1 protein-coding gene is annotated in these 362 nt (G+C 70.4%); it reads right to left on the minus strand.

The genetic code is table 11. The features are described 5' to 3' along the window. Nucleotides 1-362: IS110 family transposase (locus WDW90_RS38505; RefSeq protein ID WP_336492923.1), on the minus strand; the 362-nt coding region annotated here is incomplete at both ends.

A 362-nucleotide genomic window follows, 5' to 3' on the forward strand; every position in this document is an offset into this window, starting at 1 on the left:
GACCTGCCGGCTCAGCCGATCGAGCTGCTCCAGCATCGTACCCAGCACCGTCAGCAGCGGCTCGACGAGCGGCCGGATCTCAGGGTCGTCGCCGGTCAGCTCGCGCACACGTCCGGCAAAGGCGGCCCGGGCTGGCGTACCGAGCTTGATCCCGCCCTCGCGCAGGATGGCCCGCACCACGTTCTCGATCGCGCGCATCTCGTTGAGCAGCGTGCGGCGCGCCACCAGGAGCGAGCGCCAGAGCCGGGACTGGCGCGACTTGACGTGGACCTGCCGGTACCAGCCGGTGCGCATGATCTGGGCGAGCGCCCGGGCGTCGTTGCGGTCGGTCTTGTTGGGCATCGTCTTCATGGCCGCGTTGG

Origin of the sequence: Methylobacterium nigriterrae (assembly GCF_037106235.1) — a bacterium.
GTDB lineage: Bacteria > Pseudomonadota > Alphaproteobacteria > Rhizobiales > Beijerinckiaceae > Methylobacterium > Methylobacterium nigriterrae.